General features: G+C 45.2%; 16 protein-coding genes and 3 pseudogenes. 8 read left to right on the top strand and 11 right to left on the bottom strand.

Features of this window, described 5'->3' with window-relative positions; all coding sequences use genetic code 11:
* Positions 1-690: 690 nt before the first annotated feature.
* Complete coding sequence (locus tag DMB88_RS06115) at positions 691-1,959, top strand: MFS transporter (protein WP_128104337.1); 1,269 nt, start codon at positions 691-693, stop codon at positions 1,957-1,959.
* Positions 1,960-2,780: 821 nt separating this feature from the next.
* On the opposite strand, the gene DMB88_RS06110 is transcribed toward DMB88_RS06115, so the two are convergent.
* The 7 genes from DMB88_RS06110 to DMB88_RS06080 all read right to left on the bottom strand — a co-directional run bounded on the left by DMB88_RS06110 (position 2,781) and on the right by DMB88_RS06080 (position 11,211).
* A complete protein-coding gene (locus DMB88_RS06110; RefSeq protein WP_128100637.1) occupies positions 2,781-3,269 on the bottom strand; it encodes a prolyl-tRNA synthetase associated domain-containing protein in 489 nt (162 codons plus the stop codon).
* 37 nt (positions 3,270-3,306) lie between these two features.
* Positions 3,307-4,152, bottom strand: coding sequence for an EcsC family protein (locus DMB88_RS06105; protein WP_128100636.1), 846 nt, complete (start codon positions 4,150-4,152; stop codon positions 3,307-3,309).
* A 217-nt stretch (positions 4,153-4,369) separates the two neighbouring features.
* Entirely contained in the window at positions 4,370-5,353 is a 984-nt protein-coding gene (locus tag DMB88_RS06100; protein ID WP_128100635.1) for a glycoside hydrolase family 43 protein, read from the bottom strand.
* 1,095 nt (positions 5,354-6,448) lie between these two features.
* The gene (locus DMB88_RS06095) at positions 6,449-7,870 is read right to left on the bottom strand and encodes an arabinan endo-1,5-alpha-L-arabinosidase (protein WP_128104336.1); all 1,422 of its coding nucleotides are present in this window, start codon (positions 7,868-7,870) and stop codon (positions 6,449-6,451) included.
* A gap of 53 nt (positions 7,871-7,923) precedes the next feature.
* The gene (locus DMB88_RS06090; protein ID WP_128100634.1) at positions 7,924-8,766 is read right to left on the bottom strand and encodes a carbohydrate ABC transporter permease; all 843 of its coding nucleotides are present in this window, start codon (positions 8,764-8,766) and stop codon (positions 7,924-7,926) included.
* A 27-nt stretch (positions 8,767-8,793) separates the two neighbouring features.
* Positions 8,794-9,684 (bottom strand): carbohydrate ABC transporter permease, encoded by an 891-nt coding sequence (locus tag DMB88_RS06085; protein ID WP_128100633.1) that lies wholly within the window; start codon positions 9,682-9,684, stop codon positions 8,794-8,796.
* 183 nt (positions 9,685-9,867) lie between these two features.
* Complete coding sequence (locus DMB88_RS06080; RefSeq protein ID WP_128100632.1) at positions 9,868-11,211, bottom strand: ABC transporter substrate-binding protein; 1,344 nt, start codon at positions 11,209-11,211, stop codon at positions 9,868-9,870.
* 732 nt (positions 11,212-11,943) lie between these two features.
* Between DMB88_RS06080 and DMB88_RS06075 the strand changes: the two genes are divergently transcribed.
* The 4 genes and pseudogenes from DMB88_RS06075 to DMB88_RS06060 all read left to right on the top strand — a co-directional run bounded on the left by DMB88_RS06075 (position 11,944) and on the right by DMB88_RS06060 (position 15,326).
* Entirely contained in the window at positions 11,944-12,861 is a 918-nt protein-coding gene (locus tag DMB88_RS06075; RefSeq protein ID WP_128100631.1) for an ArsR/SmtB family transcription factor, read from the top strand.
* 325 nt (positions 12,862-13,186) lie between these two features.
* Positions 13,187-14,107, top strand: coding sequence for a helix-turn-helix transcriptional regulator (locus DMB88_RS06070; protein ID WP_128104335.1), 921 nt, complete (start codon positions 13,187-13,189; stop codon positions 14,105-14,107).
* A 92-nt stretch (positions 14,108-14,199) separates the two neighbouring features.
* The gene (locus DMB88_RS06065) at positions 14,200-14,709 is read left to right on the top strand and encodes a DinB family protein (RefSeq protein WP_128100630.1); all 510 of its coding nucleotides are present in this window, start codon (positions 14,200-14,202) and stop codon (positions 14,707-14,709) included.
* Between the two features lie 15 nt (positions 14,710-14,724).
* A pseudogene (locus DMB88_RS06060) lies at positions 14,725-15,326 on the top strand (YdeI family protein).
* A 76-nt stretch (positions 15,327-15,402) separates the two neighbouring features.
* On the opposite strand, the gene DMB88_RS06055 reads toward DMB88_RS06060, so the two are convergent.
* Complete coding sequence (locus DMB88_RS06055) at positions 15,403-16,269, bottom strand: helix-turn-helix domain-containing protein (RefSeq protein ID WP_128100629.1); 867 nt, start codon at positions 16,267-16,269, stop codon at positions 15,403-15,405.
* 204 nt (positions 16,270-16,473) lie between these two features.
* Between DMB88_RS06055 and DMB88_RS06050 the strand changes: the two are divergent.
* A pseudogene (locus tag DMB88_RS06050) lies at positions 16,474-17,993 on the top strand (glycoside hydrolase family 43 protein).
* A 110-nt stretch (positions 17,994-18,103) separates the two neighbouring features.
* Here the strand turns inward: DMB88_RS06050 and DMB88_RS06045 are convergent.
* The 3 genes from DMB88_RS06045 to DMB88_RS06035 form a co-directional block, all read right to left on the bottom strand.
* Positions 18,104-19,879, bottom strand: coding sequence for a SulP family inorganic anion transporter (locus tag DMB88_RS06045; RefSeq protein WP_254438479.1), 1,776 nt, complete (start codon positions 19,877-19,879; stop codon positions 18,104-18,106).
* A gap of 197 nt (positions 19,880-20,076) precedes the next feature.
* The gene (locus DMB88_RS06040; RefSeq protein WP_056694052.1) at positions 20,077-20,406 is read right to left on the bottom strand and encodes an ArsR/SmtB family transcription factor; all 330 of its coding nucleotides are present in this window, start codon (positions 20,404-20,406) and stop codon (positions 20,077-20,079) included.
* A 201-nt stretch (positions 20,407-20,607) separates the two neighbouring features.
* Positions 20,608-21,534, bottom strand: coding sequence for an S-layer homology domain-containing protein (locus DMB88_RS06035; RefSeq protein ID WP_128100628.1), 927 nt, complete (start codon positions 21,532-21,534; stop codon positions 20,608-20,610).
* Between the two features lie 379 nt (positions 21,535-21,913).
* Between DMB88_RS06035 and DMB88_RS06030 the strand changes: the two genes are divergently transcribed.
* Positions 21,914-23,656 (top strand): ABC transporter ATP-binding protein, encoded by a 1,743-nt coding sequence (locus DMB88_RS06030; RefSeq protein WP_128100627.1) that lies wholly within the window; start codon positions 21,914-21,916, stop codon positions 23,654-23,656.
* 85 nt (positions 23,657-23,741) lie between these two features.
* Positions 23,742-25,489: pseudogene (locus DMB88_RS06025) on the top strand (ABC transporter ATP-binding protein).
* Positions 25,490-25,519: the final 30 nt, after the last annotated feature.

Raw genomic sequence — 25,519 nt, 5'->3', positions numbered from 1 at the left:
AAGATTTTCCGTTTTCTCGGTCTATCCAGTATCTTGTTCAGTCGCCACGTCTACGTGCACAAGTAGTTACTCCCCATTCGGATCGCTCATTCTTCCTTCAAATGTTTCATCTTCCGAATATAGTGCCGTAACATAAAGATATTAAACATTTGATAAGTGACAAAAAGTACGATCGCAAAAGTCAAAGATTTAGGTGCCACATATATCGCAAAAAAAGTGGCCACGGCCATATAGATAATAGTCATCACTACATTTCGCCTGGCAAGAACATAGGGGCTCAGCTGCTTCATATCGACTTATCCTCCCAGCATTTTGGAATAGTGCCGTTGGATTCACGTTACACTCGACTACTTTACGTTACATGAAGCCATCCGCTTTTGGAAGGTACATATGACAAAAGGGTACTTTTCTACTATATATGAAGCCGTTCACTATAGAAGGTAATCAATAACAGTTAAGCATCTTGCCCCCACCACAAGGCATTGCAAAATTCGATATTAATTTTTCTTACCAACCCCATATTTCAATCCTTCACCCTTTTCGAGAATAAAGATAGAAACGGCCTAAACGATTTCCCTGTTCCCCTTGCCCACCTATTAAATCTATCCTATTATGTAACAATATGCTTAAATCACATCAAAAGGCGCTGATCCCTCGTGACCGCGACCAAAGGAGAACATGAACATGTCCATGCAAACCTCTTTACCCAAAGACGCAACAGCAGGGTCTCAGGCACCCTCCGGATTGGATGCTCAACGCACCGTATACCGGATATTAATTGCCATCAGTCTGGTGCATCTGTTCAACGATTCCATTCAGTCGGTTATTCCGGCAATCTTCCCGATTCTGAAGGATTCGATGCATCTCACCTACACGCAGATTGGCTGGATTTCCTTCGCTATTAATTTCACGGCCTCCATCATGCAGCCTGTCGTTGGATGGTTTGCCGATAAGAAGCCAACCCCTTCCATTCTACCGATCGGTATGGGCTTCACGTTTACAGGCATGCTCCTGTTGGCCTTTGCTGATAACTATATGGCCGTTCTCATTTCTGTTATTTTTGTCGGGCTCGGCTCCGCCGCCTTCCATCCCGAAGGCTCTAGAGTATCTCATATGGCCGCTGGCGCACGTCGTGGTTTGGCACAATCGATCTTTCAAGTTGGAGGCAATGCAGGACAATCTTTGGCTCCACTGCTAACGCGTTGGATCTTCATTCCGTTTGGTCTCTTCGGTGCTATTGGATTTACAGGTATTGCAGCAGCAGGTATTGCCGTTCAGATCTACATTGCACGTTGGTATGGACGGATGCTGAAATCAGGCAGTTACTTACGAAAACAAGCAGCAGCACGCCGAATTCCTAACCCGGCATTACGTAAGAAAATCGCTGTAGCGATTACGATTCTGATCTTGCTCGTTTTTGTCCGCTCCCTATATATCGCAGCGATTGGTAGTTTCTATGCCTTTAATCTTATAGAAAGTTTTAACCTTTCTACACCTGACGCACAAATTTACATTTTCCTATTCCTAGCAGCAGGAGCACTGGGTACCTTCTTCGGAGGACCACTTGCCGACCGATTCGGCAAACGTAATCTTATTTTCCTATCTATGGCATGTGCAGCTCCCTTAACGCTGTTGCTGCCGTTCGCTAATCTGTTCTGGACAGGCGTACTGTTAACCATCATCGGCTTCATCATGTTATCCAGTTTCTCGGTTACTGTCGTGTACGCACAAATGCTGATCCCGGGCAAAATCGGTACCGTCTCGGGTCTGATCACAGGTCTTGCCTTCGGTATGGGCGGTCTAGGTGCGCTCGTACTGGGCAACTGGATTGATGTATTCGGCGTATCACCAGTTATGCAGGTGTGTAGCTTCTTGCCACTGCTCGGAATATTGACCTTCTTGCTCCCTTCAGATCAACTGCTGAAGCGTTGGTCAGATGAGAACGGTAGCGAAGAGTAAAGAAAGATAGATGAGCAAGCGCGGGCTGGTACGTGCTTGGACTGTGTGACGATGCCTTGGACGTACCAGTGCTTACTTAACCTCAAATGAAAGAGTCTGAGTGTTCTGGAGCTCACTTGAACTTGGTAACAGTACCTGAGCCGTACTAGAGCATTCGATCTGGACAGCTCTGGACGTTCTCTTTGGATCTCTATGGTTCTGTACGGATCTGTCGGATCTGTACGGTTCTGAGCGGTTCTCTGTGGTTCTCTGTGGTTCTCTGTGGTTCTGAACTGCGCTCGACCTTACTTAGCGGGTCGGATCGTTACTAGGATTACGTTCGACATTACGTTCGACAAGGGTCAACCACGTTAATTGTCTCTAAATCCGTCTGTCCGTGTTCTAACGAACCTGACAACTCTTATATTCACAATTACCGCTGATTTCCCGATCTAACGAACCTGAGCGTCGTTATTTCCAAATATCGAGTAGATAATCCTTCATAACGAGGCTCAATATGGAAAATAAAGCTTCTGAGATTCGTTAGAAATTCTATTAAGTAAAATATCGCCAATTAGCGCCTATTGGATTCGTTAGAATTCATAGATAGGTAACTAGATGGGTAGCTAGATAACTAATTAGTTAGGTAGCTAGTTAGTTAGTAATACCATTAGTAAAGGGTTCCTGTCACTCTGTACATACAGAGCGGTAGGAACCCTTTGCTTACATTTGTTTGTTTGAGTTGGTTGGTTGATTGGTGGCAACCTGACCACCTAACCACCCTTTTCGCGGGACAGGATACCGTGTACTTAACTTCCTTCATACCTCATACTTCACACGTTTTATTCAATGTCACACATGACGATGCTACTGCCATGAGCTGCAATCAATGCCTTAACATCTTCAAATTCAAGGAATACAGTCGCTGTATTTTCCATGGGATGAATTCCGATTTTTTGACCGACTAGATCCTTGTCAAAGACTACGGTTACGTTTTGCTGAACATTATTGAGAACTCCCATCGGATTCACATGTCCTTTTTCCAGTCTGAGGAGTTCCAACAAATCCTTCTCACTAGCAAAGCTTAGTTTGCGACTAGGTATCGTTTCGCTCAAACTTCTCAAATCAACGGACTTCGTTCCGGCTATAGTCACCAGATAATAGTTTCGTTTTTTGTCATCACGTAGAAATAGATTTTTCACGATATGCTCTGTATGTGGAATTTGATAAGAGAATATTTCCTCCATCGTATATACTGCTGGGTGTTCAATACTTTCGTATTCTATATTATTACTATCTAATAAGTGGTAGAAACCTTGTTTGTCTAACATGTTTGTTCCTCTCTTTCAGGCAGACCTTATTAAAATCTCACTTTAATCGTTGAAGAATCAGCCGTTTTTTGTAGAGCATTTTGCCCGTCTCGGCTACATCTCGAATCGTGTTTTTATTGCTCACCGAACCAAAGATCATGCCGGCAATCGGAATGAGTTGAAATAGCTTTTTCCATCCAAAGGACTCACGATAGGATTCAAAAACTTCTCGCCATCCTTGCATTTGCGACATGACCTCAACCTGTTTATCAGGATTCTCGTAATCCGTCAGTTCATCGATGATTGCCTTCTTACCTACGATATCCGCCGATGTAAATTGCAGACACTTCACGATGAAAATACGCTCCTGTGGCTCATCTGGATCATAACCGTAACATAACGCCATCTCCTGCAATACTTTCAAAGAAAGCCCCATCACCATTGGAATATCCGCTGCAATCGTCACGATGCCACCAATGCCCGTTGCCGCTCCTTGCGCTGCCGCAAACTTGGTACGACTCTCGGCAATGTTATCCGCTACGCGATCCAACACTTCAAGAGGCAGGTTCTCCACACTGTGAATTTTCGCTGTGTCCTCTTCCTCAGCTTCCTGTTCAAGACGATCCGTATGCCCTAACATCGAATGACCTGATCGCTGAGCTTCCTCCTGTAACAGCTTCGCCACCTTCTTCTTCTGAACGAGAAATTTACCACCATGCTGTACATACTGTCCTACTTCATTAAGCGAGTTCCCAATTTTATCTTTCAATGCCTTAGGCATAACTTTGTCTAACATAGCAAATGGCAGACGACCGATTTTGTCCCAAATGAACAAGTCCTTCTGCTCTTTCTCCCATTTATATATCTGCTCTAACTCCTGATCCAACGTCTCGCGTGATTCCATATATTGTCCTCCCAGCATGATATACATGAACTAAAAATCTGTAGTCTATCTATATATCAACTTCATTTATAGGTTGTATACGTGAAAGGTGCAAGAACGGATTCAATTCATGCCTTATGTTAGTTCAAACCTTTTTACAATAACAAAAGAAGCCCTTAATCAGATATTATACTGACCAAGGGCTACTTCTATTGTTTACATTTTATCAAATATCCAATTATTGTTCCACTCCAGCTACAGCTTTACCATCTGGAACAGGAACACCAAAATCAGGTGTACCGTCCTCTCTCCAGCGGATTACTTGAGCACGGGCATGACGGTTAGGATCATAGAGCGGATCTCCCTCGATCTCTTTGTAGTTACGGGCGTGATAAATGAGGATATCCGTCTGCCCATCTGGCGTTACGGTAAAGCTGTTGTGGCCTGGGCCATACTGGCCGTTCGCTTCACATGTCTGGAATACTGGTTCAGGTGACTTCACCCAGCTTGCTGGATCGAGCAGATTGGCATTCTCATCCGCTGTGAGTAATCCCATGCAATAATTATAATCTGTGGCACTGGCTGAATAACCAATGAAAATACGTCCATTTCGGTGCAAAACAGCTGCACCTTCATTGACTTTGAAACCGATGATCTCCCAATCATATTCAGGTGTAGAGATCATGACCTGTTCTCCGCGCAGTGTCCACGGATTCTCCATCTCGGAAATATACAGGTTAGAGTTACCTGGGATATCCGGGTCTTTCTGTGCCCAAACGAGATAGCGGATGCCTCGGTGCTCAAACGTCGTAGCGTCCAAAGCAAAGCTCTCCCAGCGCGTCAACGTCTGCCCTTTCTCCACCCACTCACCCTCCAGTGGGTTCGCAGATTCATTTTCCAGTACGTACATCCGGTGATCAAACAAACCTTCATTCGTCTCACTGGTATGTGCTGCGGCAAAATAGATATACCATTTTCCGTCGATAAAATGAATCTCAGGTGCCCAGATATTGGCGCTCATTGGTCCAGTGTCGCGTTTGTGCCATGCCGTCACCGGCTCCGCATCCTTGAGCTCCTCAATTGTGCGCGCACGACGGATTTCGATCCGGTCGAATGCAGGCACAGAAGCGGAAAAATAATAGTAACCATCCGTATGGCGATACACCCACGGATCGGCACGCTGTTCCAGAATAGGATTGGTAAATGTAATGGATTGTGTCATAAGATTGCTTCCTTTCTATTTGGCATTGGTTTGAAGAGAACGATATAAGCTGGTGAAAACGAGCAAACCTGGGCGTGAGGGGCAGCGCGGACGTTCCGGGGTAGGATGGGCCTGCGTCGCTTTCTTGTCCTCCGATTTCCTTCCATCTGCTCTTCAGCAGTTGAAATCCGAGGACAAACACGCTCCTTCGGCTCCTTCCTTCCCCTTCACTGCTTGATGCCCCTTCAAGGCGAAGCTTCGCGCTTATTCATGCGCGCTTCTATAAGGTTCTCATCGAACCATTGTTGTGGCTCGATAAGTTGTGGACAGTCGACTACCTTCCTGTCGACTGCACCTGAGCAAGAGAGGGCAACGCGGACGTGCCGGGGTAGGATGGGCCTGCGTCGCTTTCTTGTCCTCCGATTTCCTTCCATCTGCTCTTCAGCAGTTGAAATCCGAGGACAAACACGCTCCTTCGGCTCCTTCCTTCCCCTTCACTGCTTGATGCCCCTTCAAGGCGAAGCTTCGCGCTTATTCATGCGCGCTTCTATAAGTTTCTCATCGAACCATTATTGTGGCTCGATAGGTTGTGGACAGTCGACTACCTTCCTGTCGACTGCACCTGAGTAACAAACCTGATGGTGAGGGGCAGCGCGGACGTTCCGGGGGAGGATGGGCCTGCGTCGCTCTCTTGTCCTCTGATTTCCTTCCATCTGCTCTTCAGCAGTTGAAATCCGAGGACAAACACGCTCCTTCGGCTCCTTCCTTCCCCTTCACTGCTTGATGCCCCTTCAAGGCGAAGCTTCGCGCTTATTCATGCGCGCTTCTATAAGTTTCTCATCGAACCATTATTGTGGCTCGATAGGTTGTGGACAGTCGACTACCTTCCTGTCGACTGCACCTGAGTAACAAACCTGATGGTGAGGGGCAGCGCGGACGTTCCGGGGGAGGATGGGCCTGCGTCGCTCTCTTGTCCTCTGATTTCCTTCCATCTGCTCTTCAGCAGTTGAAATCCGAGGACAAACACGCTCCTTCGGCTCCCTTCCTCCCCCTCCACTGCTTGATGCCCCTTCAAGGCGAAGCTTTGCGCTTATTCATACGCGCTCTATAAGGTTCTCATCGAACCTCTTCGCTCAGTTGTTTCCCCCATACGGCGATGCCACGGTCATTCAGACCTGTGACCACAAGAGCTGGCTTGCTCAGTTCCCAGTCCCACGACGGGATCACTTGCAGCTCCTCTGTGGATGCTCCGTTTGAATTACGTTCCTTCCATTCAATCGTGAGTGTGTGTTTGCCATCGAATGTCCACGTACCTGAATCGTTTTCGCTTGTGACTTTGCCGTTACGCTGCAAGGTGAATGGAGATGCTTGAACCTGTCCGTCAACAGACGGATCAAGCTCCATACCTTCCCATTCCCCAGCAATCATCGATTTAGGAATATCCTGTACTGTCTCGCCAGCATAACGTTCGGGCGAGACAACTGGCCAGCCATCCTTCGTCCATAACATCTTGCGCACATGCAGGTACGGCCAGTTTTTATCCGTCTCCCCTCTGGCATGATGCACGATGTAATAATCGTCACCGTCTTGCAATACAGAATTATGACCGGGAGCAACCCAGCCCTCACCCTCTGTAAAGCGATAACCACCTACCACCTTGGTTCCAATCTCGTATTGTGGTAGATGCTCTGTATCAAGCATGTTCATGCCGTTTATATCTGTGTACGGGCCTGTAATTGAATCAGCACGCGCGACCCTTACGTTGTAATCCTCGAACAAGGAATCATACGAGACAAATAGATAGTATTTTTTGAACTCAGGATGGTATACGATGTACGGTCCTTCCACTGCCCCCTCTTCGGTTGCCCGATCACGTGCGGCAATGCGAGTACCATAACCCTCTTCCTTAATTTTGCCCGTGTCTGGATCGAGTGGCGCAATATAAATGCCATCGAAGAATGAGCCGTACACCATCCACGGATTGCCGTCGGCATCCAACACAGGATTCGCATCAATGGCATTTAGTTTATCCTGTTCGTTCTCCAATGTGCTCACTACAAGTCCTTCGTCTTTCCAAGGCCCTTCTGGAGAAGTGGATGTCTGCAAACCAATGGCTGACCGCGTGCTGCCAAAAGTAGAAGCCGAGTAATACATGCGGTACGTATCCCCTACCTTCGTAACATCCGGTGCCCATAAATTCACGGCTCCTGTCCAGTCCAATGCTTCCTGCGGAATGCCTGGTAGGGCTTGACCAACCCATGTCCAGTTGATGAGATCCTGTGATTTTCGCACCATCACACCAGGTTTAGGTTCTCCCGCAACACGAACGTCTGTGGAATATACATAGTAACCCTGATCTGTTTTGATAATCGCTGGGTCGTGGGCATTATTTACTGTCCAACGAGACTCATCATCCAATATGGAAGTATCATAAAGTACGGTATCTTGTGGTTCCTCAGGGAAGGTCGGGCGAGGCACATCTGCCTCTGCCCCCTCTCCAGAACAACCCGTCGCACCAATCAATAGGAACAATAGCACTGAAGCAACCACTCCTCTCTTGTTTAGGTTCCAGCCACGCTTTCTCAACGAGATCATCCTTTTACTCCAGAGATCGCAACAGATTCAATAATTTGCTTCTGGAAGACTAAGAAGACAATGAGTACTGGGAGCAACGCAACGATGGACGCAGCCATAATAAGCGGATAATCCGTCTGTATCGCATAGGTCGCATTGAAGTTTGCGATAACAAGCTGTAAGGTCTGCTTCTCCGGTGAGTTCAGGTAGATAATTGGAGCCAGATAATCATTCCAGATTCCCATGAACCACAGAATTAACTGTGCTGCAATCGCAGGTTTGATCAATGGGAAGGTAATGCTGGAATAGAGCCGGAAATAGGAGCTTCCATCAATTTTGGCTGCTTCTATAATCGCATCTGGAACACTAAGCAGATATTGCCGCAGGAAGAAGATCATAATGACGTTACCGAACAATCCGGGTACAATCAGCGGCAGTAATGTATCTACCCAGCCCAGCTTAGAGAACATCATAAATTGTGGAATCATGACAGTTGGATAAGGAATCATCATGGATGCAAGCAGAGCAAGAAACAGTTTGTTTTTATGTGGAAATCTCAATTTGGCAAAAGCAAAAGCGGCGATACTGGACGTAAATGTACCCACCACAGTGACACTCAATGCAATGATCAAGCTGTTTTTGATCCCGCTGAGTAACGGGCCAGCTTCCCAGATTTCTTTATACTTTTCAAATTGGAATACTTCTGGAATCCACACAGGAGGAAGTGCAAATACATCCTGTTTCTCCTTCAACGACGTGGACAGCATCCAGATCAATGGGGCAACCATTGCTATAGCACCAATCGCGAGTACGATAAAAATAATCGAGTTCGTTACTTTCCTTCTTTGACTGTAAGACATCTCCGGTTCACTCCTTTCCCTTGACCATCAATCCCCATCATAGGCTGATCTTTCGTTTAATTTGAATTGCACCAAAGTAATGACAAAGATGAAAACACCAAGAATCATGGCCATCGCTGAGGCGTAACCCATTTGCAGGTTGCTGAACGCTTTTTGCCAGATGTAGAAAACGATCGACGCCGATGAATACTCAGGACCGCCTGTAGGGGTCATAATGTTCATCTCGGTAAAGATCTGGGAGCCACCAATAATATTGGTAACCACGAGGAAGAAGGTAACTGGCTTCACCATCGGCCAGGTGATGTTACGGAAAATCTGGAACCCGTTCGCTCCGTCCAGCTCAGCCGCCTCGTAGTATGTACGTGATACGCTTTGTAGGGCAGCCAGATACAGCAACATCGTGTACCCCAGACCTTTCCACACCGTCATAATAATGAGAGCTGGTTTGACTGTATCTTTGTTAGCCAGCCAGTTAGGACCTTCAATGCCGAAGAGTGCAAGGAACTGGTTAACCAATCCGTAATCCCCGTTATAAGCCCAGTTCCACATGATGGATACGGCCGCAAGGGAAGAAATAACCGGAATATAATAGATTACGCGGAACGTCGTTGTACCGGGAATTTTGCGATTCAAGCCCATTGCGAGCAAGAGTGCAAGTAACAATCCAATCGGAATACCCAGCATCAGATAAAAGGTGTTAAACATCGCTTTGTAAAACAGATCATCTGTGAGCAAATCCTTAAAATTGGCTAAACCGATAAAGTTCATCTGTCCCAAGCCATCCCAATCCGTGAACGAACCGTACAACGAATATAAGAAAGGGAACAGAACAAAGATCAGCAGACCTAGAATTGGAGGTGTAATAAACAAATATCCGTACAGCCTCTCTTTGCGATACAAGCTAGACTTTGTATTCACTGCGCTCACCCCTGTTTCTAATATCAAGTATGGAATCCAAAAATGATGCCAGCAGCGTGATAGCAGGCTGCTGGCATCACTTTTCTATGCAACACGAAACTACCAACTTAACTCTGATCCACTTTGTGCAAGTCGCTTCCTCGCTTCTTGTTCGGAGCTTCCGACATACTCTCGTTGCTTATCTTATTTCTGAGATTTCTTCTCTTGCTCTACCGCTTTGTCCAACAACTTCTGCATTTTCGGCTGTTGCTGCTTCACATATTCTGCGGCTGTAATTTTGCCATCCAGCACAGGCTGAACGTCTGTGAAGAACAGATCGTACCACTCTGCGTTATACGTGTAGTTCCCTGGAAGGGAGCGACCATAGTCTTCAACGATATCAAGGAATTCCTGTTTATTCGCTGGCTTCGTTGATGTATCTTTGGCCCATTCATCAGCCATGTCGAGCAGGTTTGGAATCTGTACTTTGGCATCGACAAGCTGCTGCATTGCATCCTTAGAAGCTGTAAGGTAATTCACCAGTTTAGCTGCTTCTTCAGGGTATTTTGTTTTGGCGGAAACACCGATACCCAGGGAACCAATCCACGTTGCGGACTTACCACTAGAACCAGCTGGGAATGGCAACAGATCATATTCAAAAGGTAATCCTTCAAACGTACTCATATCCCACGGACCTACAGGGAAGAATGCCATTTCCCCTTTCATCCAACGTTGGTACGTATCCAGTGTTTGTGCTTCTTCAATAGAAGGTGTGATTTTGTATTTATTCTGCATGTCTGCGAAAAATTGTAGCGCTTCCGCAAATTTCGGATCATCAATCGTTACTTTTGTTTTGGTCTCATCCAACCAGTCAGCACCATTACTCCATACGAAGGATTGAAGCGCCCAGTTTACGTTGAAGCCTGTACCAAATACATCCGGTTTGCCGTCTCCGTTCGTATCTTTCGTTGCTTGCTGATTCACTTGAATGAACTCATCCCACGTATATGGCTTGTCTTTGTCTGGAAGTGGAATGCCTTCTTTTTCAAACAGCGTTTTGTTATAACCAAGTGCGAATGGACCAAGATCTTTCGGCATACCGTAAAGGTCTCCTTGTCCTGCCATTTGGCCATCGTAACGATATAAATCCACACCATATTTCCAAATATTATTCAGATCCACATCCGGGTTATTTTCAACATAAGGAGTCAGATTCATCAGTACATTGCTGTTCACATACGCTTTCACGTCACCAGGGTTAAAATAAAAAATATCTGGTAGGCTATTGCCCGTGATCGCCGCTCTCAGCTTGGTAGCATATTGATCCGCAGCCGTTACAATCAACTTAACTTTGATGCCAGGATTTTCTTCTTCAAACTTTTTGACGACCGCTTGATAAGCCTTCTGTTCATCTGTACCGCCTCGGAACATAAATGTCAGTTCTTTGTTACCACTCGCCCCACCGCTATCTCCACCGCAACCTGCTAAGACAAGTGCAGTAACCAGCATAAGAAGCATAAACGTGACCCAACTCTTTTTCTTTACCATCTGAACCCCTCCTGATCTGAATTTGTAACCGTATTCAATTGCGTGAAATAAGATTTCTGTTGTTAAATTTATCAAATACTATCCACTTTAGTCAATACTTTATTAAAACATTTTACATTTTTATAAAATAAAATATGTTTAGGAGTATTATTTAGAGTTCATAACCGTTGATTTACCTATGATTATAATCATTTAAAATTTCGATACCGGGGAGGTGATAGAGGGTATCTTCGAAGTTTTGTTAATCAAATGGTTCATTTGATTCATGAAGTGCTAAACTATTTTAGATATAATAAGATTATAAAAGCGGTTACAATACTTTTCAATGGTTTATTTCAAAGATTAATGAAACAATTCAAATGTTTTATAGAATATTAATTTGAGAAACACGCCTTCATTTTGATAATGAATCGTACGATAATAAAGAAGAAAGGCTTCCTGTCTCTGCCCTTCCCATCTATCTTATAATCATTTATACTTATCTAAAATAAAATATAGAAATGTGCACTAACCTATCTAACAGTACGTGTTCAAAAAGGATGATTTTCAGTACCTAGAAGATGGGATGAAGATAGAAATAGAGTAGCGGAGCGTAGAACAAGCTACGTGAGCAACGGATATTTCGGCTGAATTCCATATTCGACGCTGAGATGTCCTCAGACATCCTTCGTAATCAAAAGCTGACTTTTTGAATAACCTATCTAACAGTGAACGGGGAAAGGACCAACACATATGATTTATATTAAGGATCTGAAGTCGGGTGTGAACATCTTCAAAGCCCTCAGTTCGGAGATTCGGATACAGATCATTGAACTACTGGCGAAGAACCAGAGCCTTAATCTCAATGATCTTGCAACCAAGCTGGGACTTAGCAATGGAGCAATTACGATGCATATCAAAAAGCTGGAGGAGAGCGGTTTAATCGAAATAAACACCGCTGTCGGCAAGCACGGAATCCAGAAAATTTGCTATCTCAATGAGGAGAAGCTGATGGTGGATCTGCGTTCGCAGGAGATTAGCAACCGTTATGAGGTAGAGATTCAAGTGGGACATTACAGTGATTATCAAGCTGCTCCTACTTGTGGACTTGCGACGCGGGACAGTATCGTTGGGGAATTCGATGACCCACGTTATTTCGCAGATCCATTACGCATTGATGCGGAGATGATTTGGCTTGCGGAAGGTTATTTGGAGTATCGCATTCCTAATTATCTGAAACCGAATCAGTCGTTTAGTGAGATTCAACTCTCTATGGAGCTTGGTTCGGAATCACCTGGCTATTGCGATAACTACCCTTCGGATATTTACTTTTACATCAACGGTATCGAGATTGGCTGCTGGACGAGTCCAGGTGACTTCGGCAATACACGCGGAACGTTCAATCCAGACTGGTGGCCTCCTCACCTTAATCAGTACGGTATGCTGAAGCTGATCCGCATCACGCAGGAAGGTAGCTATATCGACGGCTGTCGCATTTCGGATGTTACGCTGGATGATATTAGTCTGGACTACAAAAGCGATATCCTCTTCCGGATTGCGGTAACAGAAGAGCCTGTCAACAAACGGGGACTCACGATCTTTGGCAAACATTTCGGCAACTATGGTCAAGGTCTACTCGCCCGTGTGCTCTACAATGTACAAGAAGATTAGTACAATCTTACCTTACATTGATAAGAAGATTACCAAAATTTCTTCATATCAGTGCTGGGCTTTACAGCCTGAATTTACTACTTAACATCATGACTTAGCTTCACTGCTTATCCTGCTAAGCATAAACATTTTGCGGTTTATAAAGAGTGCGTATCTGCACTCTTTTTTTGTTATTTTCATCTCACGTTGTAGCTAAGTTAAGCATGCGCATCAGCAATTAGTGACTTACCTTGAAGTCATGAGAAGACAGATCTCTTCTCGTTCATAACACTGTGATATAATATGGCCTGCAATAACAAAATGGGATACTGGGCGGGGATACATGATGAAATTGGAACGTTTAATCTCGATCATATTCAAGCTCTTGAACCATGAAGTGTTGTCGGCTTCTACACTAGCGGAAGAGTTTCACGTTTCTCCAAGAACCATCTATCGAGACATTGATGTCATCTGTGCAGCCGGCTTCCCCGTCGTCTCTCATCAAGGACTTAAAGGCGGGTATGGCATTATTGATGGATATAAAATGGACAAAAGCTTACTCGGCTCATACGATGTAAATTCCCTCATTACAGTACTCAGCAGTCTCTCCACTGTCTTTGATGATGGACGAGTACAGGGAACGATTGAGCGACTGCAAACGATTGGTTCGGAGCATCAAATCTCCAATTTATCCATCGATCTGGAGACACGTCGAACGGAACCTGATGCCCTGCCATATCTCCGAGCAGGAATCACCGAATATCGGATTATCCAGTTCGATTACATTAATACCAAGAATGAACGAACAACCCGTCGAATGGAACCCGTAAAACTGCACTTCAAATATCGCAATTGGTACGTATATGGATTCTGCCTGACACGTCAAGATTATCGGGAGTTCCGACTCTCTCGGATGATGAACGTGAGCTTAAGCTCTGACACTTTCCAACCGCATTCGGACAGTATTGAACCAACGATTAAGCGGGATGACTCCCCGCAAAACCAGACCACAGAAGTGGTGTTCAAGGTTAATCCGGAAGCCCTCGCGGAAGCCATGGATCACTTTCAACAAGCGGATAAACAATTTCATGATGATGGAAGCATGACGATGCGAATCGCAGTTCATCAGCCATTGAAAGCCCGTTGGTTATGCTCGTTCCTGTTAAGTTTAGGTAGTGGCGCTGAAGTACTTGAACCCGCCGAACTGCGAGATATCCTGAAGGAAGAGCTTCAGAACGCACTGAAGCCATACAAAAAAACACATTGAAGAAGTATGACACGCTGTTGTCATACTTCTTTTTTTATAATCATCTCAGTAAGTTAGTTGCACCTTACCGCTAATTCTAAGGAGATGATCGCATGAACCATCCGCAAGAAATGTATCAGTATCACACTTGGGCTACACACACCATTCTGGGGAGAATTCAAGAATTACCAGACAGCGTATTACATCAGGAGGTGAATAGTTCATTTCCCACCCTCGCTCATGCACTAAGTCATATGTATGCTGTTGATCAAATGTGGTATCTGGTACTAACAGGTGTCAGTATGCCCGAAGCTCTACAAATGTGCATGCCACGCAATGAAGAGATATACGATTCTATAGAGGACTATAGCAAGCGATTTGCAGAATTATCACAACAATATACAGCGTGGTTTCAAGATCACATCGATCTGGAACACACGATTCTGCTGGATAATCCATTCGCGGGAATTCGAAATACCAGCCTTGCGGAGATCATCTTTCACCTGATTAATCACGGAACGTACCACCGAGGGAATATTTCTACAATGCTGCGTCAGTTAGGTCATGCCTCTATTATGAATGACTACAGCCTCTTCTGGTATACGAAGCCTGCTACAGCTTAGATGATAGAATAAACTATGGAAATCAATAATTATTTGGCTGTTACATCAAGAGAAGAATTAAGAGCTTGGTTACATGTGCATGGAAGAACTCAAAAGTGTTGCTGGGTAACCATTAGTCTCAGACCAAGCCCCGATACATTGTTATACTTAGATGCCGTAGAAGAGTCCCTATGTTATGGCTGGATTGATGGAATAAAGAAAAAGATATCCGAGAACCAGCTAATGCAACGCTTATCCCTCGGAGCAAACAAAGCTCGTGGACTGAACTAAACAAAGAACGGGTTCGCCGCCTTGAAACGCTGGGACTCATGCATGACGAAGGTAGAAAGGTTCTACCAGTGATGGATCCCAATGCTTTCATCATTGATGATGTGATTGAACGAAGACTCAAAGATAATCCGATGATCTATGCTAATTTCCTGGCATTTCCGGCTCTCTACCAGCGGGTTCGCATCGACACGATCCAAAGCGTGAAGCATCAACCAGCATTATTCCAGCACAGATTGGACAAATTGATAACTCACACAGAGGCAAATCAGATGTACGGTCAGTGGCATGATCATGGACGACTCTTAGATTATAACGATGAACACTCCACCAATATAACGAAAATATAAAAAGAGGATCTCCGATACGAGGTTGTTCAGAAATTCGCTTTTGAACACGCACGATATGGGAGATCCTCTTAATTAATCAGTTCAGATTCAGCCTGTAATTCTTGGGCGACATGCCATAGGCTTTCTTAAACTGACGAGTAAAATAATTGCTATCATTAAATCCACAATCATACGAGATTTGGGTAATGGATAGATTGCTATTTTTCAGTAGATGACATGCCTTTTCCAGACGCAGCTTATGCACATATGAGATAGGCGTCATCTGATAATAGGAGCGAAAGATCCGATTGAGATGCCTAATCGATATGTTTGATTTCCCCGCAATATCCTCCAGCGATAATGGCTTCAAATACTGATCTTCAATATAGGAAATGGCATTGGCCAGGTGCATCAGATTATTGCCCCTACCGCCCTTCTCCTGCGTATCATACTGCCTCGACAGATATACCGCCATCTCCGTGAGACGTGCAATCAGCATCGTTTGGTATCCTTGCTGCTTCGTCTCATATTCCTCAACCATGAACGAAATCAGAGCTTCAATATATTCCAGACTAGAAATAGGCAAGGAGAGCACACTCGGAAACGAGTGGATATGACGATAAAACGGTTCCAACACAAACAACGCTTGAAATCCATTCGATCTCCTCAGATCAGGTCCGGTTGATGAGAGCATGTCAGGTCTGAACATAATATTACATATTTTAAAATCATGAGGGTCGATATACGCATGATGTGTCTCGCCATTGATGACAAATACATTTCCCTTTTTGATAAAAAACTCCTCGTTATTCACAACATGGGTCGCATGACCATTCAAGACAATTACAAGCTCCGTGAAATCCATATGATTGTGAAGCTCCATATCTGTCTCATGCCCACCATATTGAATGAAAAACGGGAACTCCTTATCTGACGTAAACCATCTCAGATATGCATTACTCAAAAGCATTCCCTCCGAACAATGTTAGGCTCGTATGTCTATATCATGCTATTCCACGTCCGAAAAATCAAGGTAAAGGGCAGTTGTAACCGCTATACTCTCCCTATATAACAAGGCATGCGAATGAGACATTCAAGCCAGACGGTAGCTCAGATTCGCCAATGTGCCGCAATTTATCTCTAACTCTCATATGAATAGGAGCCTAACATGACGAAATATACGAACCCGGTGATTTCAGGTTTTTACCCCGATCCGAGTATCTGCCGTGTAAACGAAGATTATTATCTGGTAACAAGTACGTTTGAATACTCTCCGGGTGTGCCTATTTTCCATAGCAAGGATCTCGTGCACTGGCAACAAATTGGACATTGTCTAACCTCGTTAACACAGCTCCCGCTAAGTAAAGCGTGGGTTTCCGGCGGTATATATGCACCGACCATCCGTTACCATGAGGGCTGGTTCTACATGACAACGACCAATATCGGCGCGGGCGGAAACTTGATTGTGCGCACCCAAGATCCAGCAGGTTCATGGTCTGATCCGATTTTTGTCGCACAGGGGGCATAGATCCTTCTCTACTCTTTGATGATGATGGTCGTGTCTATTTCCAGTCCGCTCAAAATGGTGATGAAGGTGAAGGAATATATCAATGCGAGATCGATATCACTACCGGGAAGCAGCTTACAGATAGCCGACTCATCTGGCGCGGAACAGGCGGAGCTGCCCCAGAGGCGCCCCATTTGTACAAAATTAACGATCTGTATTATCTCATGATTGCCGAAGGTGGCACCGAATACGGTCATATGGAAACTATCGCACGGAGCACGAACCCATACGGACCGTTTGATGCATGTCCTCACAACCCAATTCTATCGAATCGCAGTATGAAGAGCAGCATCCATGCCGCTGGACACGCAGATCTGGTTCAAGCTCAAGATGGTTCATGGTGGGCTGTCTGTCTTGGCATTCGTCCTCCTTCTTATCCGATGCGCCATCACCTGGGACGAGAAACATTTCTCGCACCTGTGACTTGGACGGATGAAGGCTGGCCAATCATTGGAGACAACGGAAATATCAAGCCAGTTATGGATGCGCCCGAGCTACCTCAAGTCCAATGGACAACACCAAGCGTGCGGGACCATTTTGACGAACCGACACTTGGTTTGGAATGGATGTTCTTGCGTAACCCTACACCGGCAAGCTGGTCGTTAGAAGAACAGCCGGGTCAGCTCGTGCTGCGTGGAACCTCCGTTTCCCTGGATGATGTAAGTAATCCGGCTTTTGTTGGTCGAAGGTTGACACATTTTACATCCCGTATCGCAACTGAACTAACATTTGAACCACAGGAGGACGGTGAAGAAGCCGGCTTAACCCTGTATATGAATCCCAAATATCATTACGATCTGGCGATCAAACAGGTGAACGGACAGAAAAAGATCCTACTTCGACGCACCGTTGGCTCCCTAAAAACCGAGCAATGGGTAGCTTGTGAAGCTGGCCCAGTAATCTTAAAGATTCACACACAGTCAGACCAATTCCTTTTCTCCATTCAGCAAAATTCATCTCCAGAACTGGAGGTTGGCTCAGGTGAGACACATCTGCTCTCCACCGAAATAGCAGGCGGTTTCACAGGAGTTATCGCTGCGATGTATGCTACTAGTCCATCAGGAAATGGTTCACCTGCACAGTTTGATTGGTTCGATTATGAGCCATTGGAGGAAGTATAATATCCGTTAGATTTGTTACTCAAGTGCACAATTTCATTTCAAAAAAGCTGCCGTCTGTACAATACAGACAGCAGCTTCAACATGCCATAGCTCCCTCTAGCTTCAGTGGATTACACGGGGCTATTGGCGCTGACTCGCTTTCCTGATTTCAGCATACTTATACGTTCTGAATCGGTTCCAGCGCCTGATAATGCAGCACATTCACGAAAGGCAAAATGTTTGCATCCCTTACATTTCTGAATATCCAAATGCGCTAATGCATAATTAATGGCTTCACCCGTGTGCTCAAACATATGATCAGGATTAATCCGTTCTATCAAGCCTGTTTTCTTCAGCATCTCCAATGGTTGCGCCTGAATACCGGAAAGTAAAACCATTCCCCTAGATCTCTCCATATGTTTAACAACATGAGCCAGATTGGATTCACCTGTCGTATCCATAAAGGGCACCTTGCCCATGCGCAACAGCAAAATACCTGGTCGCCGATGAATCGAATCCATGACCGACTTCTCAAATCGATCTGCTGCACCAAAGAATAATGGCCCTTCAATCGTATACAGGTTTATCTGTGGACAATCATGCCCTTCGCGAACCATGTAGTCCATGACTTTCTCATGTTTATGATTGGGATCAGGTAGCACTTTGGCAACCTTCAACATCTCACTCATCCGTTTAACAAATAAAAGGACAGCCATAATCAACCCAACCTCTACAGCCGTCGTTAAACTTGTAAATACGGTCAATAAAAAGGTAATGAGCAGAACGAGCGAATCACTCGTTTTGGTTTTCATGACATGCATGAACGATCTCCGTTCACTCATATTCCAGGCAACCATCATCAGGACTGGAGCCATACTGGCAAGTGGAATATGGGAAGCATAGGGTGCGAACATAACAATTACCAGTAGGACTACTACGCCATGAATAACCCCAGATAATGGTGACACAGCTCCAGACTTAATATTCGTTGCCGTACGTGCAATCGCGCCAGTTGCAGGAATACCACCAAATAATGGCGTCACCATATTAGCAATCCCTTGCCCAATAAGCTCTCGATTGCTGTTATGTCGACTTCCGGTCATGCCATCGGCAACAACAGCAGACAACAACGATTCGATTCCGCCCAACATGGCGATGACAAAAGCGGGTTGCAGCAAGTTTACGATTCGCTCCCAAGTCATCTCAGGCACATGAAATTGAGGCAAGGCGCTTGGTATCGCACCAAAGGACGATCCAATCGTAGTCACCTGCCCTTCAAAAAACAACGCTGCAACTACTGTCGATAGAACCAGACCAACCAGTGACGCAGGCACCTTCGGCGCAAATCTCGGCACAAGCAGAATAACAGCTAGACAACTGCCTGCTGTCAGCAAACTATATATATTAACAGTTGAAATATGCATCCCGATTTCTTTCATATTAGACCAAAAATCTTCATGTTTCTCAATCCCGCGCAGTCCCAGAAAATTAGCAATCTGCCCACTGAAAATAATGACGGCAATACCCGCCGTAAATCCAATAGTCACGGGTCGTGGGATGAACTTGATTAACGCCCCAAGTTTAAACAACCCCATTAGTACAAGCATTAATCCGGCCATGATTCCAGCAATCAATAAATTTTCATATCCATACTGCATCACAATCGCGAAGAGGATCGGGATAAATGCCCCGGTTGGCCCGCCAATCTGGAACTTAGATCCACCCAGCAACGAAATAAGAATCCCTGCGATCACTGTTGTGTACAAGCCATACTCCGGTTTGACTCCGGAAGCGATAGCAAATGCCATACCAAGTGGAATTGCAATAATACCTACAATTAGTCCCGATAACAGATCCTTGCGAAAAGAAGATCTATTATAGCCTGTATATCTCCCCATCCATTTCATCTGACTTAACCTTCTTTTCTTTATATATTTGAATATTTGAATATAATAAGAAGACTACGCCGCTGCGAGCACGCTGTCAATCGTAATGCTCACACCTGAGACATGGATTACATGCAGAAAAACAAGAAGTTCCCGAACTTACTTCAACTTCAGGTTCCTCTTGTTTAAGACGTGTCTGAAAACTTCCCCTAACACGTTTATGTTTCTTTGCGGATATCTTCCAGCATCGAAATGGCATCCACCAAATGATTGTCAAAAATCTGTTTGGCAACCTCCAGTAAATCTTTGATCAAAGGATCCCGAAGAGAGTATATGACCGTAGTCCCCTCTTTCAGACCCTGCACAACATTTTTACTACGTAATACAGCCAGCTGTTGGGAAACGGCGGAACCTTCTGATCCCAGGATACTTTGCAGCTCGTTGACGTTCTTCGCTCCTTCGCTCAGCAACTCCAGAATCTGAATCCGCATAGGATGAGCCAAGGCTTTGAAAAAATCCGATTTAAACTGTTGTATGCTCTGATTCATACGTTATACCCCTTCATTCAAACTTTTGAATATATAAAGATCATAACATAGATGGAAAGATAAGTTTCACAGTACAATTAACACAAAATGAACAAAACAAAAGCTGCCGCCTGTATAATACAGACAGCAGCTTCAACAATTGCTTCATTTTTAGTTCCTCATTCAACCAAGTTGAACTAAAGAATAGTAATCATTCTGTTTTTATTTACCTGATGGCTGTGCTTCTGCTGTATAACCTGTCGGAATATCTGTTTCAGCAGTTACGTTCGTAATAACCATTGGATACATCATGTCAGGATCAGGCTGAACAATGGTGTAGTGCACGATCGCACGACCATCCTTCTCCAGCTTCACATCATCAATCTTCAAGCCATAGCCAGGATGCGGCATTTCAGCCGTCAGCTTAACTTTAGTTGTTTTATCATCGACCTTCGTCGTTGTTACACTTGGTACGATCCCTTTTTGACCCTCGCCCGGATCGGTTGGAGCGGGTTCAGACGAACCATCATCCCCATGTGAATCCACAAATTCAAGAGCATTGAAGATCATGCTTGCAGCCTCCATACGGGTAAGCGACTGATCTGGACGGAAGTTACCGTCCTTATCCAGTTCAATGATGTTCATATTCAGCAGGTTCTGGACTGCAGATTTGGCGTCCTTACCAATTTTATCTTCGTCATTAACAAGATTATACTTCATGATCACTGGATAGTTACCCGTTGTGTTAATACCTTCGTGGAGTAAAATGACAAACTGTTCACGCGTCATCTCCCCTTGCGGATTCAACTCCACCGGAATGGACAGACCATTCTGCGTTGCAGCCTGTACAGCATCAGCATACCATGTGTCTGGACTAATTTTATTTTGAGCCGCAGAAGCAGCAGCATATTCATTTTTCAAACCAAATGCCTTTACAATCAACTGCACACCTTGTGGCTCTGACAATGCCTGATCTGGACGGAATAGATCTGAGGTCACACCGTTCACGATGCCTTTCGATTTCAACGTATCCACCACTGTTTTTTGCCCTTCATCCTTCACATCTGAAAAAGCGAGTACCGAAGCACCTCCTGCCGTTAATGACACGCATAGTGCAAGCGTTGCCGCCAATCCTTTTTTATGTTTCATGCCTTGGCACCTCCTATGATTAGTAAACCCTATTTTTTACCTGTTCAATCCTACAGACGGGATACTCTTCAAAAATGTTTCACTAAATCGACATTAGGATGAATAATGATAGAGACACAACTTCCCTCAATCCTTTCCGTATTCGTTTTAAATCCGCTCTATGTAGCCCCTTTTTCCTGAGGCCATGCTTGTTTGCTTCGTTGACATTCATACAGAATAGAGCAAAAATAAGTATAGAGAAATCGACCGAATGACGGATAAATTACAAACCGGATTGCATACAGTAAGAGGGCACGGCGCGCTAATATCAGGTGTCGGCCCTTTTGCTGACTTCGCTTCCGAATTCAATTCTTATCTGATACAAAGGAGAACCTATCTTATGTCCAAGACAGGATTATTACGAGGCTATGTCATTGCCAATTGGCCTGTATATCTGGTCGCGATCCTTCTAATCATTGCCTCCAATGTAGGTCAGGCATCTTTACCCCGAATTCTGGGCAGCTTCACGGATCAGTTAATGCAACATAAAATTCAGATGGACACCGTCGTTCAGTACAGCCTCTCCCTACTGGCTATTGCCATCGCTTATAATTTACTGTTTGGTACAGGACAATTCATGATTATGAAGCTTGGCCGTCGGTTTGAATTCATGACACGTGAGCAAATATTTAGCAAATTTTCCGAACTGAGCGAGTACTATTTTTCCAAGCAAGGTAATGGCAAGCTGCTCAGCTATGTAATGAACGACGTCACGTCAGTACGTGAAGCCATCTCGAATGGCGTGACATTGATGACAAATGCAACATTCCTGTTGTTGTCCTGCGTTGTCATGATGCTGCTTAGTGGAATTCCCTTGAGCCTAATTCTAATCAGCGTGATTCCGCTGTTAGCCATCCCATTTCTGGTCGTATTTTTTGGCCCGCGCATTCGTAAGCGTTCTCGCGACGTACAGGAGGCTCTAGCGAGTATGACCGAAGCTGCAGAAGAACAGCTAGGTGGTATCCGTGTTACCAAAACGTTTGCGATTGAAGATGTTGCACAGACAAGATTTGGCACAACCGTTGACACAATCAAAGCCAAACAACTGCGCTTAGTACGCCTCTCTTCCCTGTTTCAGGCGCTACTTCCGCTACTGGGTGCCATTTCACTCGTTGTGTCTCTGCTCGTTGGCGGCATATTAACGATGCAGAATTCCATTACGCTCGGCAGTTTTGTAGCACTCACATTATATTTGCGTATTATTATGGGGCCGCTGCAGCAGATTGGTAATGTGATCAATACCATGCAACGCTCAGGAGCTTCCCTGGAGAGAGTTAACGATCTGCTTCTGGAGGTGCCCGATGTGCAAGAATGTTCAGGCGCTCAGCCACTTCATGAAGTGAATGACATCACCATTAATCATCTGACTTTTACGTACCCAGGAAGTTCTTCTCCTTCACTCAGTAATATTCGACTGAACATTCGTGCAGGTCGTACAGTCGGCATCGTAGGCAGAACGGGTTCAGGCAAGAGCACCTTGGTCAAGCTGTTATTGCGTACATACGAACCTCCGGAGGGCACGATTCGCATGAATGGTACGGACATTCGAGCTATATCACTGGAGAGCCTGCGATCCCGCATTGCCTACGTACCACAAGACGGATTCTTATTTAGCACCACCATTCGAGACAATATTGCCTTCAGTGACCGTAATGCATCGCTCGGTACGGTAGAACACAGCGCGAAGCAAGCGATGATTTATGATAACATCATACGTTTTCCAGACCGCTTTGATACGCTACTCGGCGAACGCGGACTTACCCTATCTGGTGGACAGCGGCAACGTACCAGCTTGGCTCGGGGATTAATTAAGAAAGCCCAGTTGCTCATTCTCGACGACAGTATGAGTGCTGTGGATGCTGTTACCGAAAGCGGCATTCTTCGAAGCTTGCGTGAGATCGGTAAGGGCAAAACAACATTGATTATTTCGCATCGAATTAGCGCGGTTCGTCATGCAGATGACATCATTGTGCTTGACCAGGGGCGTATCGCAGAACAAGGCACTCACTCCCAGTTGATGGCGGCGAATGGGTTGTATGCCGCAACGTATCGTTTGCAGGAGGAGGGATTACATCTTGAGTGACCATAAACCTGAGGCAGATACCGCAACACTAACGACAAAAACAGTAACGGAGCCAGATCAGAGTAAGCGCACTTCCTTCAAAGCTATGATGGCATATGCCAAACCGCATAGACTTACCTTTCTGGGAATCTTTTTGTGCTCACTGCTCGGCATTTCTGCTGATTTACTTCAGCCTTATCTAGTCAAAATCGCGATTGATGACCACCTTGCGATAGGCCAAACAAGTGTTGCATTTCTGGTTCAACTTGCAGCCATCTATCTAGGCTTAGCCGTTATTAGCTTTGTTTTTACTTATGTACAAAATAATCTGTTGCAGCATGTCGGTCAGAACATCGTCTCTCGCATTCGCAAAGACCTATTCCGGCATATCTCCAAAATGTCGATGTCATTTTTTGATCGATTTCATATCGGTAGCCTGGTTACAAATGTATCCAGTGATACAGAAACGATCAGCAGTTTCTTCACCCAAGTGCTGCTTAGTCTGATTCGAGATGGCATGATGCTTGTTCTCATTATCTTTTTCATGTTCCAACTAGACCCGGTACTGGCAGGATATTCACTCCTTGTGTTACCAATTATCGCTATCGTTGCCGTGTTATTTCGGAGTAGACTACGAAAGGCTTATCAGAACGCACGCACACGTCTCTCTCGTCTGATCGCTTTTACTGCAGAGAACTTGTCCGGCATGTTCCTTATTCAAGCTTTTCATCAGGAAGAAGAACAGAAGAAGCGGTTTTCGGAGAAAAACCAGGATCATCTAGAAGCCAATATTACTCAGGCTCGTTCCAATGTCATCTTCAACCGTACATTTGATATTCTGGGCAATGCCGCACTGGTCATGATGGTTTGGCTGGGAGGTCGCGCAGTTCTTGGGGAGTCATTGCAGGTAGGTGTGCTCTATGCCTTTATCAGCTATATTCGCCAGTTCTTTCAGCCGATCAACCAGATTACGATGCAATGGAACACGTTCCAATCCACTACGGTATCCATGGATCGCATCTGGAAAATTCTAAGTACCCGCCCAGAGGTCGCTGATCCCAAGCTGCAAGATGCTCACACACTTGAGCCACAGCACGTAATGGGTCAGGTTGATTTTAATGATGTTTCGTTCGGATACCGACCAGATCGTCCATTAATAGAGCATTTGAATCTGCACTTGTATCCAGGCGAAATGGTTGGCATTGTGGGCACAACGGGAGCAGGCAAAAGTACACTGATCTCTCTACTGAATCGCTTCTATGATGTTCAGGCAGGTCGTATTGAGATTGATGGTACAGATATTCGGCGAATCCCCAAGCCAATCTTCATCGAATCGTTGGTTTGATTCAGCAGGAGCCCTTTCTGTTCTCGGGAACGATTATCGATAATGTGCGTATGTTCCGCGAGGATATTTCTCGGGAAAAGGCAATGGAAGCCTGCCGTTTTGTCGGGGCAGCAGCGATGATTGAGCGTTTGCCTGAAGGATATGATACACGTCTATCTGAACGAGGAAGCGGATTGTCGGCTGGACAGCGACAGCTCATATCGTTTGCAAGAATTGTGGTATTTGAACCTCGTGTGCTCATCTTGGATGAAGCAACGGCTAATCTAGACTCCCATACCGAGCAACTGGTACAGCAAGCTCTGGAAACTGTATCTCAGGGACGCACAACAATTGTCATTGCACATCGACTCTCCACGGTCATGCACGCTGATCGAATTCTCGTCATGGAGAATGGCGAGATTGTCGAGGAAGGCTCACATCAGAAGCTGATCGCCGCTAAAGGCGTATATGCGGATCTGTATAAACATGCTCGAGAAGCTGGAGAAGATACTACAGCTGTCTCGGGATAAACGAATAATAAATATGCCGCCTGCCTCGCA

This window comes from Paenibacillus sp. DCT19, assembly GCF_003268635.1.
Lineage (GTDB): Bacteria > Bacillota > Bacilli > Paenibacillales > Paenibacillaceae > Paenibacillus.
Note: the sequence above shows the minus strand (reverse complement) of the source record. Positions and strands in the feature narration are given on the sequence as shown.